The following is a 17,330-nucleotide window of genomic DNA, read 5'->3' as shown; positions in this document are numbered from 1 at the left end:
AGGGGCCTGTGTGTCCTGGCGCTTCGTTCACGTGGCTGCGGGCGAAGAGGGCTTCACCGACCCCAGATACCGGACGAAGGCATCGGGTTCGACGGCTTTGCTGAAGTAGAAACCCTGGCCTTCTTCGCATCGATGGGCCTTGAGGAAATCCAGTTGTTCGAGGGTTTCCACCCCTTCGGCAATGATGGTCAGCTTGAGGCTCCGGCCCAGGCTGATGATGGCGCTGACCAGCGCGGCGTCATTGCTGTCGTTGCTTAAACCGCGAATGAACGACTGGTCGATTTTCAGCACATCGATGGGAAAACGCCGCAAGTAGCTCAGGCTGGAGTAACCGGTACCGAAGTCATCGATGGCCAGCCGCACGCCCATCTCCTTGAGCCGGGTGAGGGCATTCACCGTGGATTCGACGTTCTGCATCAACACGCCTTCGGTGATTTCCAGCTCAAGCAAGGCCGGGTCCAGGCCTGTTTGTTTGAGTGTCTGTTCGATGCCGTCGATAAAGTCCCGCTGACGGAAGTCGATGGCCGACATGTTCACCGACATGCAGATTTTCGGCAGCCCCGCGGCCTGCCAGGCGCAGCTTTGGCGACACGCCTCGGCCAGCACCCATTTGCTCAACGGCACGATCAAGCCGCTGTCTTCGGCCACGCTGATGAACTCCGAGGGGTAGACCAGGCCGTGCCCCGGTTTTTGCCAGCGAATCAGCGCCTCGGCCCCGACCACCTGGCCACTGCCCAGGTCCAGTTTGGGCTGGTAATGCAGGACAAATTCGTTGCGCTCCAGCGCCAGGCGAATGCCGCTTTCGATACTTTGCTGATCCCGGGCGCGCTGGTTCATCTCGTCGATGAAAAAACTGAAATCGTTGGGGCCGCTTTCCTTGACGTTGCGCATCGCAGTTTCGGCTTTCTTGATCAGCGCGATGGCATCGAAGCCGTCGTCCGGGTAAATGCTGATGCCAAGGCTGGCGGTGACGCTCAGGTCGTGGCCGGCAATGTGCTGCGGCACGCGAATGGCGTTCAAGAGTTTTTCGGCGATGCCTTTGGTCTGCTGGGGATGGCGGACGTCGGCGAGGATCACCACGAATTCATCGGAACCGTAGCGGAACACCGAGTCGGACTCGCGGATCGTCGCCACCAGATTGCGCCCGACCTGTTTAAGCATTTCGTCACCGACCGGATGACCCAGGGCATTGTTGATGCGCTTGAAGCGATCGAGGCCCAGAAACATCACGGCCAGTTGTTTGTCATGGCGCCGGGACAGGGCCAGGGACTGGTTCAACCGGTCACCGAGCAACGTGCTGTTGGGCAGCTCGGTCAGTACGTCGTACTGCAACAGGTGCGACACCTTGAGCAGTTCGTGGACCCGCGCCTCGATGGTTTGCTCCAGGTTCAGGACCTTCATTGCCGCATCCTGTGCCATCTGCCATTTCCAGGTCAGGGCACTGGCCATCTGGCGGATTTCCAGGCTGTCGAAGGGTTTTTTCAACACCAGCAACTGGTCGCCGAATTCCAGTCGTTCGGCCATGGCTTCCCAGGTGTAATCGGAAAAAGCGGTGCACAACGCGATTTGCAGATGAGGGTCGGCCTTCCACAGTTGTTCGATGGTTTCCAGGCCGTCCCAGCCCGGTGGCATGCGCATGTCGGTGAACGCCATGGCATAGGGGCGACCTTCGGCCCGTGCGCGCGTGACCAGTTCGAGGGCTTCCTGGCCTTGATAGGCCGAGTCGAGCTGGAACGTCAGCCGATCCAGCTGCACGGTGCCGAAGAGGGCTTCTTCAGTGCCGGCCAGGGTCTGTTCGTTATCGGCCTCAGGCCCAAGGATCTTGCGAAAGTCTTCATGAATCGAGGGCGTGTCGTCGATGACCAGGATGCGCCGGTTGGTCCGCACGAAAGGCGATTTCATCCTTTGTCCTCCGTGAGGCGTGGCATGTTGTCCAGAATCGGCCCGATGTCATGGTTGGGGGGCACGATGCTGCCGGCCTTCAGCAGCTCGGCGGCCTGCAGGCTGCTGACCGCTTTGCTGAAGAAGTAACCCTGGGCGTTCATCGGTGAACCGGTGGCCATCAGCGAGCTGCGCTGCTCCTGGGTTTCGACGCCCTCGGCAATGATGCCGATCCCGACATCACGGGCGAAGTTGATGATGGCGCGCAAGGTGTTCGCACTGGCCGGATCGCGGGCCGCGGTGTCGATGAAGGCCTGGGCGAGTTTCAGGTGATTGACCTGATAGGTCTTGAGGTAGTCGAACGAGGAGTACTCGGTGCCGAAGTCGTCGATGGCGATCTTCACCCCCAGTTCACGCAGGCGCGGCAGCACATCGTTGTGCGTCCATTTGGTCTGGGCCAGCGTCGCTTCCGTGACATCGAAGCGCAGGTCCCAGGGGCAGAGTTCCCAGCGTGCAGTGGTGCGCAACACGTCATAGATCAGTTCCGGACCACTCTTGAGTTGGGCCAGGGACAGCTTGATCGCAATCACCGGCGGCGCCATGCCCTCATCGCGCCATTGACGCATTTGCTGGCAGGCATGATCCAGCACCCAGTGACCGAGCGCGACGATGGTGCCGGTCTTTTCCGCCGCGGGCAGGAACGCCGGGGCTTCCAGTAAACCGCGCTCTGGGTGGTTCCAGCTGACCTGCGCTTCCATGCCGAGGATCTTGCCGCTGCTCAGGTCCACTTCCGGCCAGTAATGCAGTTCGAGTTCGTCGTGTTCGATGGCCGCTCTCAGGTCGCTGGCGATGGTCATGCGTTCGACCACCTCCTGATTGATCTCCTCGGAGTGGAAGTGGTACTGGTTGCGACCCTTTTCCTTGGAGCGATACAGCGCCATGTCGGCCTGGGTCAGCAGACCGTCGGCGCTGGTGCTTTCCGGGGTGCAACTGCTGATGCCGATACTGACCGAAACCCGCACATCATTGCCATCCAGGGAATAGGGCAGTACCAGCGTGTCGCGGATCTTGGCGGCCAGGGCTGCGGATTGGGTCGGGTCGCTGACGTCCAGCTGCAAGATCGCGAACTCGTCACCGCCGAGGCGGGCGACCACATCGTTTTCGCGCACACAGTCCTTGATCCGGCGCGCGACCTCTTGCAACAACAGATCGCCCACCGGGTGGCCGAGGGTATCGTTGATGCGTTTGAAGTGATCCAGGTCCAGGTAAAACATGGCGAACGGAGCCGCCCCCCGACGCGCCGAGGCGAATGCCTGGTGCAACCGCTCGATCAGCGTCGCACGGTTGGCCAGCCCGGTCAGCCCGTCGGTGCGGGCCAGCAGGGCGATTTTCTCTTCGGCCAGTTTACGTTCGGTGATGTCGATGATGATGCCTTCGACTTCCAGCAACCGGCCTTCATCGTCGCGCACCGGGATGTAGCGGTTTTCGACCCAGCGCCAGGCTCCTTCGCCAGTGCGCATCCGGAACTCGATGGAAGCGCCTGCCGCATGACGGTCCAGTACCCGGGCCATGGCAGTGTCGACCTTGCTTTGATCATCGGGATGGATCAGTTCCTGGGCCCAGTTGGCCGAAGCGACCAGTTGCGCCGCGACATGACCGTATTTGGTGATGTTGTGCGAGATATACATCAACGGAAACGACGGCTCGCCGCGCAACCGATACAGAATGGTCGGGCTGTTCTGCACGATGATGTTGGCGTCGGACAGCTCTCGGGTGCGCTCTTCGACCGCCTGTTCGAGCAGCGACATCTTCAGCTCTGCGTCTTCGGTCATTTGCCACTTGGCCGTCAATGCGCTGGCCATCTGGCGAATTTCGATGGCATCGAAGGGTTTTTTCAGAATCAGCAGGCGATCGCCCAGTTCCAGGCGTTCGTCGATGTCTTCCCAGGAATAGTCGGAATAAGCGGTGCAAAGCGCCACTTGCAGCTTGGGATCGACCTGCCACAGCCGTTCGATGGTTTGCAGCCCGTCCCAGCCCGGCGGCATGCGCATGTCGATGAAGGCCATCGCGTAGGGCATGTCGTTGGCCAGCGCCGTCTCGACCTTGTCCAGGGCTTCGAGGCCCTGAAACGCCGAGTCGAGCACGAAACTCTGCAGCGATTGCGCCGCAGGAGTGCCGAACAGGGCATTTTCGGCGCTGATCAGGCTGTCGTCATCGATCGATTGCGGGCTGAGGATCTTGGTGTAGTCCGCATGAATCGAGGCTGTGTCGTCGACGATAAGAATTCGTCGATTGGTCCGCGCCAGCAGCGTATTTATCGACATACGCCAGTACCGGCGGCAGCTTGATGCGGTTTTCTCATACGGGGCTTCCTTTCCCTGATCATCTGGCCGAACGCACAGATTATGGATCCGAGTCAGCTGAGCATAGTCGCCTGTCCTGCACTTCGCGCAACTCAATGAGCCGAATCATTTCTGTTGGCGGGCTGAAAATCATCTAGCCTGTAGGTCAGGCTCCGGCAATAGGGGGTTTTTGCCTCGGGGCCTGCCACAACGATCTGCCCGTTTCACTTGAGGTAACGCCATGGAAGAGCAACTCCCCACGACATTGAACGATAAACCCAAGGTGCTGCTGGTCGATGACGAGGAGTCAATCCTCAACAGCCTGCGTCGCCTGTTACGCGGCCAGCCCTACGAGTTGCTGCTGGCCACCAGCGGTGCCCAGGCGCTGGAGATCATGGAGCAACAGTCCATTGAGCTGGTGATGACCGACGCCCGCATGCCCAATATGGATGGCGCCACGCTGTTGGCCCGCATCCATCAGCTATACCCGGCGAGCACCCGGATTCTGCTCACCGGCTACGCCGACATGCCGACGATCATCAAGGCGATCAACGAAGGGAAGATTCACCGCTACATCAGCAAACCCTGGAACGACGAGGAAATGCTCCTGACCTTGCGCCAGGCCCTGGCTCATCAACATTCCGAGCGCGAACGCCAGCGTCTGGAGCAGTTGACCCGGGTGCAGAACGACCAGTTGAAGTCGCTCAATACCACCCTGGAAAAACACGTCGCCGCCCGCACTGCCGAACTCCAGCAGACCGCCGACATGCTCGACCTGGCCTACGAAGAACTCAAGCACAGCTATGTCACCGGCACCGAGGTCTTCTCGCTGCTGGCCAACCTGCGCCTGCCGCCGGCCAAACAGACCAACCGCCAGATCATCGAGCTGGTGCGGGTGTATTGCAAACTTCATGGCCTGGACGAGGGCACCAGTCGCGACCTGACCATGGCCGCGGCGCTCTACAACATTGGCAAGCTGAGCTGGACCGACAGCATGATGACCGCGCCCGCGGACCTGCTGCATCACAGCGATCGGGAACGCTATCGCGGTTATCCCAAGCAGAGTGAATCGCTGTTGATGACGCTCGACCCGATGAAGGACGCCGCCCGCCTGATTCTTCATCATCAGGAGCGCTGGGACGGTAGCGGCTTCCCCGACCGGCTCAAGGGCGAGGCGATTCCGTTCGGTTCGCGGCTGTTGAAACTGGCGGTGGATTTCATCGAGTTGCAGCGCGGGCTGATTCTCGAGCGGCAGATGAACAGCGATGAAGCGCTGGTCTACATCCGCAACTATGCCGGGCGACTCTACGACCCCGAGATGGTGGAGGATTTCATCCAGGTCTGTGCCGCGTACCAGAGCGATGTCTCGTTGGCCGATCCGTCGGTCAAGGTGCTGACCACGCGGGAAGTGGCGGCGGGCATGATCCTGGCGCGCAACCTCAATGCCGACAACGGCATGCTGCTGCTCAATGCCGGCAAGGTGTTGAATGGGCCACTGGTGGAGAAGTTGATCGCCTTCGAAGCGATGGAAGGCGCGAAATACAGCATTTTCGTGAAGGTGCCGGAAGAGGTGAACGGCGCGATTCTCGAGGTGGGTTAGTATTTTCAAACGCAACAAAAAAACCTGTGGGAGCGAGCCTGCTCCGGGCGGCGTTCCGACGATAGCGGTGTGTCAGTCAAACAGATGTTGAATGTTTAACCGCTATCGTCGGAACGCCGCCCGGAGCAAGCCCGCTCCCACAGGGGATCTGCGGATGTCTGCAGAGATTTTTTCGGGGTGACGAAGCGGCAGCAGCCATGTGATCCTTGCGCCTTTTGCCAAGGACGATCCTGATCCATGACCCTTTCAGCCACTGCTTCACCCCATCTCATCCGCATCGCCGCTGCCCTGTTGATCGGCCCGCACGGTCGCACGTTGTTGGTCCGCAAGCGCGGCACCGAAGCGTTCATGCAGCCGGGGGGCAAGATCGAAGCCCATGAGCAACCGGTGCACGCGCTGGCCCGTGAACTGGAAGAAGAATTGGGGTTGGTCATCGATCCGGCACACGCCACTTATCTCGGGCAATTCTCGGCACCGGCCGCCAATGAGCCGGGTTTTACCGTCCAGGCCGAACTCTTTCAGCTGACCATCGACTCGGACGTATCGCCTGCGGCGGAGATCGAAGAGGTGCGCTGGATCGACCCGGCCACTGACGGCAATCTCACGCTGGCGCCATTGACACGGGACCTGATCCTGCCGTTTTATCGAACCTCGTTAACCGCGATCGCTTGATCATTTCTGGACTAAAAGGACTTGCCCATGATCCCGCTTCAAGACTTGCTGATTTTCGCCGCTGCCGCGTTGCTGATGGTGCTGACGCCGGGGCCAAACATGATCTACCTGATCTCCCGTTCGATTTGCCAGGGGCGCAAGGCCGGTGTGACGTCGTTGCTGGGTGTTGTCGCGGGGTTTTTCGTGCACCTGTTCGCGGCGGCTGCCGGTTTGACCGCGGTGTTTCTGGCGGTGCCGATGGCCTACGAAATGCTGAAGTGGGCCGGTGCGCTGTACCTGATGTGGTTGGCCTGGCAAGCCGTCAAACCGGGGGCGCGTTCACCCTTCGAGGCGCAGCAGTTACCGCCGGATTCGTCGCGCAAACTGATCACCATGGGCTTTCTGACCAGCGCCCTGAACCCGAAGATCGCCGTCTTTTATTTGTCGGTGTTTCCGCAGTTCATTACGCCTGAGCATGGCTCGGTGTTCACTCAAAGCATCATGCTGGGTCTGACGCAGATCAGCGTCAGTTTCTGCGTCAATCTGCTGATCGCGCTGTTTGCCGCGGGCATTGCCTCCTGGTTCGTCAACAACCCGTCCTGGCTGGCAATGCAGCGCTATTTCATGGGGTTCGTGCTGTCGGCGCTGGCGGTGCGACTGATGCTGGAACAACGACGGATGGCTTGAACATGTGGATTGAACGGCTTGATGCCAGTCATGCCCTGGACTATCGGGCGCTGATGCTCGAAGCGTATGACCTGCATCCCCAGGCGTTTACCTCCAGCGTGCGCGAACGTGCCGTAATGCCGTTGAGTTGGTGGGAATCACGCCTGAGCAGCAAGCTGGACGTGGTGTTCGGCGCGTTCGAAGGCGGTGAGCTGGCGGGCATCGTCGGCCTGGCTTTCGAACCCCGGGAAAAGGCCCGGCACAAGTCGACATTGTTCGGCATGTACGTGTCGGGCAAGGTCCGGCAGCGCGGGGTCGGATATCAGCTGGTGCAGGCTGCCCTGGCTGAAGCGCAGGACCATAAAGGTCTGAGGCTGATCCAGCTGACCGTCACCGCTGGTAATGAGGCCGCGTTCAAGTTGTACCAGCGTTGCGGCTTCATCCAGTTTGGCCTGGAACCGCTGGCGGTGCGCGTTGGCGAAGACTACTTCGACAAGATCCACATGTGGCGGGAGATCACCGCAAATCCTGAAGGTTAAGAGCTTCTGTGGCGAGGGGGCTTGCCCCCGTTGGGCTGCGAAGCGGCCCCAAAAACCTGTAATTCCGTTACATCAACCTCACCGCATTCGCTGAGTTTACGACTGCTGCGCAGCCGAACGGGGGCAAGCCCCCTCGCCACAGGGACGGTGTTGTCTAGCGAACCGCGCTGACGCCGTCCAGTGTCGAGAACGACGTGTCCTTGGCCGTCAGCAGGAAGTCGCGCATGTACGGCGCATCCAGCATGTCGGCGCGAATCCCGGCGTACAGCGTCGCAAACAAACCTTTCTCGCCCAGCCGCTTGGCCTTCACATAACCCCGTGAGCTGTATTCATGCAGCGCCCAATGGGGCATGCCGCACACGCCGCGGCCGCTGGCGACCAATTGCATCATCATCACCGTCAGTTCCGACGTGCGGACCTGCGCCGGTTCGATGTCGGCCGGTTCGAGGAAACGGGTGAAGATGTCCAGCCGATCACGCTCCACCGGGTAGGTGATCAGCGTTTCGGTGAGCAAATCTTCCGGGACGATGTAGGCCTTGTTCGCCAAGCGGTGCTGATTGGCGACCGCGAGCATCGCTTCATAGGTGAACAACGGCACGTAAGTGATCCCGGCCAGTTCCAGCGGGTCGGAGGTCACCACCAGATCCAGATCGCCACGGGCCAGCGCAGGCAGCGGGGCGAAGGAAAATCCTGAGGCAAGGTCCAGTTCGACTTCCGGCCAGGCATCGCGGAACTGGTCGATGGTCGGCATCAGCCACTGAAAGCAACTGTGGCACTCGATCGCCATGTGCAAACGCCCGGCAGTGCCACCGGCCAGCCGCGCGATATCGCGCTCGGCGCCGCGCAGCAACGGCAGGGTGGCGTCGGCCAGTTGCAGCAGTCGTAAACCGGCGCTGGTGAAGCGCACCGGTTTGGTCTTGCGCACGAACAACGGCATCCCCAGCCGTTCCTCAAGTTCCTTGAACTGATGGGACAGGGCGGACTGCGTCAGGTGCAAGCGGTCGGCCGCATCCACCAGGCTGTCGGCTTCGCGCAAGGCGTGCAGGGTCTTCAGGTGACGGATTTCAAGCACCGGGGGCTCCATGAGGAAAACTTGTGATCAACACGAAAAGGTTGAGTTTGTCTCATGTTTGGTTAGCTGTCGACAATAGCGCCATGTTTTACAGCAACTTTTAGAGGGAGCAATTTCACATGGCCTTGGCACACACACTGGGTTTCCCGCGCATCGGCGCTGACCGCGAACTGAAAAAAGCCCTTGAATCCTACTGGAAGGGCGATCTGGATCAGGACGCGCTGAAAAGCGTCGGCCGCCAATTGCGCGCCACCCATTGGCAATTGCAGAAAGACGCCGGCATCGACCTGCTGCCCGTGGGCGACTTCGCCTGGTACGACCAGGTCCTGACCCATTCCTTGACCTTCGGTGTAATCCCCGAGCGTTTCGACAGCGCCAAGGACTCGCGCGGCCTGCCGACCCTCGACACCCTGTTCGCCATGGCCCGTGGCGCCACGACGGCCTGCTGCGGCGGCGAACACAGCAAAGCGCAATACGCCCAGGAACTGACCAAGTGGTTCGACACCAACTACCACTACCTGGTCCCGGAGTTCAGCGTTGATCAACAATTCAAACTGAGCTGGGAACAGCTGTTCGACGAAGTCGACGAGGCGAAGGCCCTCGGCCATAGCGTCAAACCGGTGATCATCGGTCCACTGACTTACCTGTGGCTGGGCAAAGCCAAAGGCAATGACTTCGACAAACTCGACCTGTTGGAACGCCTGCTGCCGATCTACGGCGAAATCCTCGGCCGCCTCGCCGCTCAGGGCGTGGAATGGGTGCAGATCGACGAGCCGATCCTGACCCTTGACCTGCCTCAGGCCTGGAAAAACGCCTTCGAACGCGCCTATCACATCCTTCAATACTCGCCGCTGAAAAAACTGGTGGCCACCTACTTCAGCGGTCTGGAAGATAACCTCGGCCTGGCGGTCAGCCTGCCGGTGCAAGGCTTGCACATCGATGCCGTGCGCGCCCCGGATCAACTCGGCCAGGTGCTGGACCGTCTGCCGACCTACAAGATTCTCTCGGTGGGCCTGGTCAATGGTCGCAACGTCTGGCGCTGCGAACTGGAGCAAGTGCTCGCTCAGCTGCAACCGGCCCAGGAACGTTTTGGCGACAACCTGTGGGTCAGCAGTTCCTGCTCGTTGCTGCACAGCCCGGTGGATTTGGATCGCGAAGACAAACTCGACCCGGAACTGAAAAGCTGGCTGGCCTTCGCCGTACAAAAGTGCGGCGAAATCGCCGTGCTGCGCGATGCCCTCAACGACCCGCAGTCACCCAAGGTGAAAGCCGCACTCGCCGAAAGCCGTGCCATTCAAGCCAGTCGCGCCGAGTCGCCACGTATCCACAAAGCCGAAGTACAGGCACGGATAAACGCCATCAATGACAAGGACAGCCAACGCCACTCGCCATTTGCCAAACGCATCGAGCAGCAGCGTGCGCGGTTGAAATTGCCGGCATTCCCGACCACCACCATCGGTTCGTTTCCGCAGACCGGTTCGATTCGTCTGGCACGCCAGGCGTTCAAGCAAGGCAAGCTGTCGGCCAACGATTACACCGACGCCATGCACAGCGAAATCCGTCATGCCGTGCAAGTCCAGGAACGCCTGGGCCTGGACGTGCTGGTGCACGGTGAAGCTGAACGCAACGACATGGTCGAGTACTTCGCCGAGCAACTGGACGGCTACCTGTTCACCCGTTTCGGCTGGGTGCAAAGCTACGGTTCGCGCTGCGTCAAACCGGCGATCATCTACGGCGACCTGAGCCGGCCGAACGCCATGACCGTCGACTGGATCACCTATGCGCAAAGCCTGACCGACAAGGTCATGAAGGGCATGCTCACCGGTCCCGTGACCATGCTGATGTGGTCGTTTCCGCGCGAAGACGTCTCGCGCAAAATCCAGGCGCAGCAACTGGCGTTGGCCCTGCGTGACGAAGTGGTGGACCTGGAAACTGCTGGCATCAAGATCGTGCAGATCGACGAAGCCGCATTCCGCGAAGGGCTGCCGCTGCGTCGTGCGCAATGGCAGGAATACCTTGACTGGGCGGTGGAAGCTTTCCGCTTGAGCGCCTCCGGTGTGCGGGACGAAACCCAGATCCACACCCACATGTGCTACAGCGAATTCAATGACGTGATCCAGTCAATCGCGGCGATGGACGCCGATGTGATCACCATCGAAACCTCGCGCTCGGACATGGAATTGCTGGAGGCTTTCGAAGCGTTCGACTACCCGAATGACATCGGGCCGGGCGTGTATGACATCCACTCGCCACGGGTGCCGGACACGGCGGAAATGGTGAAATTGATGAGCAAAGCCGTGAAGCGCATTCCGGCTGAGCGGTTGTGGGTGAACCCGGATTGCGGGCTGAAGACCCGGGCTTGGCCGGAGACTGAGGCGGCGTTGGTGAACATGGTGGCGGCGGCGCGGCAGTTGAGGAGTCAGCTGGCTTAAGGCAGGCGAAACTGATGAACTTAGTTCCGTGAAGGCAGTGCGCTCAAGCCTTTCATCGCTGCAATGGTTAGACCCGCCGACTGCAAGGTCGGCGGGTTTTTTACGTTTAAGCTTTACTCACCTGAATCCACGCCATATCCCAATCGTTACCCACACCGCTGACCTCAAGGCTATCGATGTACAACGTCAACTGTGGAGTGGTTGAGCTGAAACTGATCGTCAAGTTAGACAGGGCTGCAGTGTGAATGTACCAGGCCTGACCCGCTGACTGGTTGGTGCGTAGCCTGATGTAGGGTGGCGCGTATTGAGGATAGAAACGAGCTATTCGAATAGTGAAGTAGTAGGTTGCATTGGGTTGCAGGTTGTAGAACGTCTTGTACAGCAAGACTCCGTTGGACCAGTTGGTATAGGTGTAGTTGTTGAGTACGTATTGCCCATGATTGAAATGAAAGGTCAGGTCCCGGTGCTGAATGGCATTGCCCGTGGCCCAGCCGTTGAATTGGCGATAGTGGAAATTGGTGATATCGGTCGATAGCCCCTGTTGCACCGTGAAGGTGTAGGCGAGCGAGGTTTTATTACTGCCATCGGTGGTCCGTGCGGTAATGGAATGACCGCCGAACGAGAAGTTGCGCGCTGGGAGGGTCCAGCTTCCGGTATTGGTGGTCGGGACCGATCCCAGCAGGGTGGCGCCATCGTAGATTGCGATCTGATGTCCTGGTGAGCCTCCACCCGTAATGCCGAGGCTTTGGTAGTAAGTCTGGCCTCGATTGGCGACAACCCCTCCACCCGAGTTCACCGCAGCAATAGTCGGCGTCTGCGTCTCGACCTTGACCGTAAACCGGCGTTCTGCCGAACGCTTGGTGCCATCGAGGGTGCGCGCGGTCAGGACATGAGTACCCACGGCAAAGGTCAGAGGGCCGATGGTCCAATTGCTGCCCGTCACGGTGCCAGCGCCCAGCCGGGTATTGTTGTTGTAAATATCCACCGGGCGACCTGAGGTCACCGTGCCTGTCACGGTGATCCGGGTCTGGATGGTGTCGCCACCGGGAGGAATGACGACGGAGCCTGCCAGCACCGAGGTGATGGTCGGCGCCTGTTCCACCGCTTGCACCGTGAAGATGCGCTCCAGCGAGCGCTTGCCATCGGTGGTTCGCGCCGTGATGACGTGGCGAGCCAGGGAAAACGTGCGGGCCGGGAGCGTCCAGATGCGAGCCGCTGTGACGGTGACTGGCCCCAGCAGGGTTTCGCCGTCGTAAATGTTGAGCGTATGTCCCGCGCTGGCGGTGCCGGATATGACGAGGCTGGGCTGGTCAGTCGTTCCATTATCAGGCACTTCGGTGGTGCCCGCCTTCACTGAGGTGATGGTGGGGACTACAGAAACAGTCTTGACTGTGTAGACGCGTTCTGGAAAAGCGATGGCTGTGTTCAGCTTGTTGGCCTTGTTCAAGGACGCCCAGAACACAATCCTCAATGGCGTGTCGTGACCCAACCCTCCCAGGTAAGCAGCGTTGACTGCGGCGGGCCATTTTTTATCTCGGACCCACTTATCATTGACGACGGAGCCGCCGCCATTCCAGATGTTGGTGTAGTGACGTTGGCCGTTCGCGTTCTTTCCTTCGAGGTTAAGGAAAACCTGTTGACCGGTTTCCATGAATGACCATTCTTTGCCGTGAAGCAGGCCGTTACCGGTGAATTGATTCAAATCCAATACATCCAGTGCTTCGACCCCGTTGACCACGAATACCGGTGGAATGAGGCTGGAGGCCGGAAGTGGCGTGACGGTCACCGTCACCACGCCGGACGGGTAGGCCTCGGTGCCTCGGGTCACCACGTAGCTGAGGGTGAAGGTAGCGTTGGCACCGTTGCCGATGTTGGCGGCAATGACGCGGGCAGGGATGGAAATATCTACGCTGCCATCGAGTTCACCCGGTACGGCGGGAAGGTTCGGTGTACCCGCACCGGGTGTGCCGGTCAGCGTCAGCTTGATGCTATCGGTGGTGAGCAGGCCTGTTACGACGATGCGCACGGTCGCGCCGTTGACCGCATTCAGTGGCGCCAGGGTTTGCGCCGCCCCAGTACCGTTCGCTTCAACGAGGTTAGGCAGTTGAAGGTTGGTCGGCACGCTTTTAACGGTATAGGTGCGTACCGGGAACGGGGTCGCATCCGCCGTAGTGTTGACACCCGTGAAGCTCACCGCGAAGTTGATCGTGAAGGTTGAGTCATTTTTGAGCGTGCGCAACCAGGCGTAGGGCGCCGCGTAATACATGCCATCGGCAGAGTTGTGCGCAGCACCGCGCCATACCACCAGTGAGGTGGCCTGGCCGTTGGCGAGTGTGCCTTGGTAGTTAAGGTGAATGAATTGCCCGCTCCTCTGGAAAGGCCATTGAACCACGGACGTCCGCTCAGTACCGGCCAGGGTGCTGACATTGATAACGTCGCCGACAGGGTCTTTGATGTAAGGCGTTGGCAAATTGGGCATGCCGACATTCACGGTCAAACTGCCGGACGCCGGGAGCACCACGCCGTTACGCGTGACGGTATAGAAAACAACGAAGCTGCGATTGAAGTTCGCCGCAATGGCCGTGGGGGGAATCGTGAACAAGACACTGGCGTCGCTTTCGCCATCCTTGGACGCAATGACGGGCGAGCCGAGCCCTGCACGCCCACGTACGGTGAGGGTGATGCGGTCCTGGGTGGTCATGCTTGTGTAGGAAACCACCACGGTGCCGCCGTTGATCGCACGTTCGGGTTGCAGAGTCACCGTCGTGCCGGTGCCGGTGGCTTCGGTGAGCGTCGGTGGTGGCAGATCTTTGGATTGCGCATCAATGGTGTAGGTCTTGATCGGAAACAACAGTGCCCGATCTTTCGTCGTGCCTTGAGCGAAGCTGATTCGGAATTCAATGGTCAACTGCGATTTGTCCCGCAGCTTGCGTAAATTGAGGACGGGAGTGAAGGGGGCCAGACCGCCGGCCACGCCGCCAGCCGGCATAGGGGTCTGGGTATAGGTGGATTCACGGTAGACGCTGCCATCGTCATTGACGCCGATGTAGTCCAGCCACACCCACTGCGGCTGCTGTTCGATGAACGACCAGCGGGCAACGCGGGTGCGGATGCTGTTGTCGGTCGGCAAGGTAAAGGGGTCGAGCGTTTCACCCGGATACCGGTCGATCAACGGCGTTGGCAACTTGTTGTCCAGATTATCGATCGGGCGGACGGTGAGGGGCAGTATTGGCGAGGTTTTCTGTTCGGAGCTACGAATCAGCACGTAATGGATGTTCACCGTCCTACCCATGTTGGCCACGATGAACGCCGGGTTCAGGGGGAATTGCGCTTTGCCGGTGGCATCCAGCGCAATCGGCTGGAACACCGGTGAACCGGCGCCACTTGCGCCTTCGACGACCAACCGGACCTGATCACCCGGGAGAAACTCCAGCATCTCCACCCAGGCTGTGGCGCCTTGCTGGTTGTTCAGAGGGTAAAGCACACCGCCGGGGGCATCGATTACCCAGGGCGCTTTCAGATCCGGCAACGGCACGCCAATGACGTCTGCCCATGCTGTTCTGGAATAGTTTTGCTGTTTGACCGTTTTAAAATCAGTCTCGTAAAAGGCGCTGACGGCTCTGCCCGAAATGAGCAAATTGTTCGGCACTTGCAGGATCAAGGGTTTTGGTTGCCCAAACTCAACCTCGACAATGCCCATTGGCACTGAATAGTCCGGGCTGGGGGGGCTTCTGAATATCGCCTTGACTTCATCGCCAGCCCGATAGGACGGGTGATTGGTCCTGACTATCAGCAGCAAGGGCCTGCCCGCGAGTTTTTGCAGGTCGATGATTTCAGCAGCATCGTTATTGTCGGCCGGGTCCTCACGGAAGATAGGCTCGGGCAAACGCTCGTTTTTGCGATCGACATCGATGATCGTGGCGGCCGACCAGGGTGATGAAGGGTCTGTGATGTTACCGACGCGGTCAGTCACCATAAACCTGACGGGAACGGCCCTGCGGCTGGGAATCCGGTCCAGTTCTGTTGCGGAAATGACGACGGTGACTCGGGTTGGCAGGTTGGACGGAATCTGCGGCGCCTGGCTGGGGAGAACGCTGAAATGAACGACATACCCCCCGAAATCGATATCGATATGGTCGTAGGCACGGCAGAAGGGATAAGTGCAATGCACCGTCAGTTGTCGCAAGTTGCCATCAAGACCCTCCTTGACCACGTCCACGCCATTGTTCTCGGCAATTGGAAAGCCCAGAGTGAGTTCGGAGTGTCCCTCTATGCTGCCGTCCCGGTCTTTGATCCCGGGACGGACGGCATGGTACAGCATCGTCAAAGGTTGTCTGGAGTTCTCCTCGTTCCCACTGTTGCGGCGCACGCGGCATTCGAGCGTGTTAATCCCGTCGAGAAGCCGCCGATGAGGTAAATAAAAGTCGACGAGTTTAGCTTCAGTCCCCTCTTCAACATTATGGGAGGCTACGGGAGCGTCTTCACCGTTAAGAATAAGAAAAATAACGTCCCTGGCTTCTTTCCCGGGGTACGGATCCAGAGTGATATTCAGGCCGCCCGGCTTGTCGTCGTAGATGCTTATCGGAATCCCGCACATCACCGAGGAGCCTTCCACCGGCATTGTCGATTCCGGGGCGAAGGGAGGGTCGATCGACAATATTGAGTTGTCAGCGGCGTTAATCTCCACGAGTGAAGAGTCGATAAAAAAACATTCGGCAGTTGGCGAAAGCAACGGTTCATCACTGCCTTGCACCAGCCCCCAAGTCACGCTGCACCATCCCCCTGCCAGGCTTTGCACCTCGGCAGGGGGTATGGAAAACACCAGCGTCGGTGCGGTCCCGACCGTCTGCATCCAGGTCGACATTTGGGGCGTGTCAACGGCCGGCTCCGCCCACCAGTTGAGCTGAACGGTTTGCCCCACAGTCAGCTTATTGGCCGCTACATCGATTTCCACCTTAATGTCATCGCGCCTTGATTCGCTGAGGTCAATGGCGTTGTCCTGATTCAGGCCGATGATCCGCGGCGCCCGCCACGCGTTGACCTCTCCCATGATTGTCATGGGGCGGGAGAGGGTGAGACGACAGGCGAGGGAATGATCGGACGCGGGGTTACCGACTTCATCCCAGAGTTTGTAAAAAAGCAGGACGGTGCAGCTGCCGAGTTTGGCAATCATGTCTTGCTTCAGCGTAAAAACGACACCGTGACCAACTTCACTCTGCTCTACTGTGCGCGGCAGGCTGTAATTGCCGAATTGAAGGTGCAGCGACTGCCCGACGCGCATGCCTGGCCACGGCAGGACGGTGGCGATGATGTCCTGGGTGCCGTCGATTTCTGTTGTATAAACTTGCGGCGCAAGCAACAGATGATGGCCGGGGAGTTCCGGCTTGGGATCGTTGCCGCCGGGCAATCGCTTCCAGGCCAGCATTTTCAGGTGGGCCGACTCTGCTCCATTGAGGCGGTAGAACAACTCGCTAAACCCTTCCGGCACCCATTTCGCGTCGATAAATCGATCGAAGGAGCTGTTGCCGTCATGATCTTTCGGCACGCTGAACGACAGCACCGGACTAGTGTTGCCGGAGAAAAACACATCGATCTTGTCATCTGGCCACACGTCCGTGGGCGGGATGACGATCGCCAGCCCGGTCGGATTGCCTAGCACCAATTCCCGGTTAACGCCAAGGTCGGCGCCATAGAGGGTGCTGATGACCTCGGAGCTGATAGCGCCGGGTATATCAATCAGGCTATCGGTAACTGATGCGGCGGCAACGCCAGCCACGAATGGGGAAACTGTGCTCATGATTTGTTCTCCGGAGGTGCCCGCTGTCTAGGGGGGGCACAACAGGGATTTATTCAATACCCGGGGAGAATGTTTGCCTACTGTCAGAACTGACAGGTCAGAACCCCTATCGGATGAACGGTACGATGAAACACACACAGTTGCTGCCTAGGACCGCTCGGCAATTCTCATCAACTGTCACGCAACTGTGGCGGCGCGCTTGAACAAACTTCATCGGCTCCTCGCATTGGGCGCAGATGATCCGGTGGCTGAACACAACCTTCTATAAGACCCGAATCCAATGCGGGAGCAGGGTTTTTGGTTGGGGTTCACGCCCACTGAATGGTTACTTCGTCAGTGGGCATGTTTCA

The 17,330-nt window shown here is 59.4% G+C and carries 9 protein-coding genes; 5 read left to right on the top strand and 4 right to left on the bottom strand.

Features of this window, described 5'->3' with window-relative positions; genetic code table 11:
• Positions 1-27 precede the first annotated feature (27 nt).
• Together PFAS1_RS05700 and PFAS1_RS05695 are read right to left on the bottom strand one after the other, a co-directional pair.
• Entirely contained in the window at positions 28-1,902 is a 1,875-nt protein-coding gene (locus PFAS1_RS05700) for a putative bifunctional diguanylate cyclase/phosphodiesterase (protein WP_076028486.1), read from the bottom strand.
• Positions 1,899-4,205 (bottom strand): EAL domain-containing protein, encoded by a 2,307-nt coding sequence (locus PFAS1_RS05695; RefSeq protein WP_076028485.1) that lies wholly within the window; start codon positions 4,203-4,205, stop codon positions 1,899-1,901. Before PFAS1_RS05695 ends, PFAS1_RS05700 begins: the two co-directional genes overlap by 4 nt.
• A 259-nt stretch (positions 4,206-4,464) precedes the next feature.
• Here PFAS1_RS05695 and nosR point away from each other — a divergent pair, with 259 nt between their 5' ends.
• The 4 genes from nosR to PFAS1_RS05675 all read left to right on the top strand — a co-directional run bounded on the left by nosR (position 4,465) and on the right by PFAS1_RS05675 (position 7,679).
• A complete protein-coding gene (nosR, locus tag PFAS1_RS05690) occupies positions 4,465-5,823 on the top strand; it encodes a response regulator c-di-GMP phosphodiesterase, NosR family (RefSeq protein WP_076028484.1) in 1,359 nt (452 codons plus the stop codon).
• A 237-nt stretch (positions 5,824-6,060) separates the two neighbouring features.
• Entirely contained in the window at positions 6,061-6,495 is a 435-nt protein-coding gene (locus PFAS1_RS05685; RefSeq protein ID WP_076028483.1) for an NUDIX hydrolase, read from the top strand.
• Between the two features lie 27 nt (positions 6,496-6,522).
• Positions 6,523-7,161, top strand: a complete 639-nt coding sequence (locus tag PFAS1_RS05680) for a LysE family translocator (RefSeq protein WP_076028482.1) — start codon at positions 6,523-6,525, stop codon at positions 7,159-7,161.
• Positions 7,162-7,163: 2 nt separating this feature from the next.
• Positions 7,164-7,679: a GNAT family N-acetyltransferase gene (locus tag PFAS1_RS05675; protein WP_076028481.1), complete on the top strand. Its 516-nt coding sequence runs from the start codon at positions 7,164-7,166 to the stop codon at positions 7,677-7,679.
• Positions 7,680-7,833: 154 nt separating this feature from the next.
• Here the strand turns inward: PFAS1_RS05675 and metR are convergent, their stop codons facing one another.
• Positions 7,834-8,751, bottom strand: coding sequence for a transcriptional regulator MetR (gene metR / locus PFAS1_RS05670; protein WP_076028480.1), 918 nt, complete (start codon positions 8,749-8,751; stop codon positions 7,834-7,836).
• Between the two features lie 119 nt (positions 8,752-8,870).
• On the opposite strand from metR, the gene metE reads away from it, so the two are divergent.
• Positions 8,871-11,183 carry a 5-methyltetrahydropteroyltriglutamate--homocysteine S-methyltransferase gene (gene metE, locus PFAS1_RS05665; RefSeq protein WP_076028479.1) on the top strand — a complete coding sequence of 771 codons (2,313 nt, stop codon included), beginning with the start codon at positions 8,871-8,873 and terminating at the stop codon, positions 11,181-11,183.
• A gap of 106 nt (positions 11,184-11,289) precedes the next feature.
• On the opposite strand, the gene PFAS1_RS05660 is transcribed toward metE, so the two are convergent.
• Entirely contained in the window at positions 11,290-16,980 is a 5,691-nt protein-coding gene (locus tag PFAS1_RS05660; protein ID WP_076028478.1) for a hypothetical protein, read from the bottom strand.
• Between the last annotated feature and the right edge of the window lie 350 nt (positions 16,981-17,330).

It is taken from the genome of Pseudomonas frederiksbergensis (genome assembly GCF_001952935.1).
GTDB classification, from domain to species: domain Bacteria; phylum Pseudomonadota; class Gammaproteobacteria; order Pseudomonadales; family Pseudomonadaceae; genus Aquipseudomonas; species Aquipseudomonas frederiksbergensis.
Note: the sequence above shows the minus strand (reverse complement) of the source record. Positions and strands in the feature narration are given on the sequence as shown.